Origin of the sequence: Virgibacillus sp. M23, from assembly GCF_034190895.1 — a bacterium.
Taxonomy (GTDB): domain Bacteria; phylum Bacillota; class Bacilli; order Bacillales; family Amphibacillaceae; genus Virgibacillus; species Virgibacillus salarius.
Genome location: NZ_JAWDHA010000155.1, coordinates 1 through 637 on the forward strand (window position 1 = coordinate 1; position 637 = coordinate 637).

Annotated in this window: 2 protein-coding genes; both read left to right on the forward strand. The window is 48.4% G+C overall.

The annotated features are described in order from the left end of the window. Positions 1-367 (forward strand): GDSL-type esterase/lipase family protein (locus RVS70_RS21755; RefSeq protein WP_321134805.1); only part of this gene is annotated, 367 nt, incomplete at its 5' end. 82 nt (positions 368-449) lie between these two features. Continuing rightward, positions 450-637: DEAD/DEAH box helicase (locus RVS70_RS21760; protein ID WP_321134806.1), on the forward strand; the 188-nt coding region annotated here is incomplete at its 3' end.

Below are 637 nucleotides of genomic sequence, written 5' to 3' on the forward strand. Positions count from 1 at the left end.
GCATAATGAATCTGAAGCGGAGTTTAAAGAGATGATGCGTGATATGATCCGCCAGGTGAAAGCGAAAGGAGCGGACGTCATCCTATCAACGCCTCAGGGCCGGGCGACCGATTTTACTTCTGAAGGCATCCATTCGTCTGTCAACAGATGGTACAGGGCCTCTATTTTGGCTTTGGCCGAAGAGGAAAAAACACATCTCATTGACTTAAATGTCCTCAGCTCGGCATACTTTACATCGATCGGTCCGGAAAAAACACTCGCGCTTTATATGGACGGAGATACGCTGCATCCGAACCGCGCGGGGGCCGACGCACTGGCGCGATTGGCTGTTCAAGAGCTAAAACGCCAGGGAATCGATGGCTTTTAACACGTCATTTTTTCGACAAAACACATACGCCTTCGTCAATTAGAGTATAATGAGAACATCTGCAAGAGACAGGAGTTTATACATGAGTCATTTTAAAAACTATCAAATCAGTCATGACATTTTACGAGCACTGGAAGGACTGGGATATACAGAACCGACCAAGGTGCAGCAGAGCGTGATCCCGGCTGCCCTTGAACGAAAGGATCTTGTCGTCAAATCACAGACGGGAAGCGGGAAAACGGCTTCGTTCGGGATTCCTCTCTGTGAGCT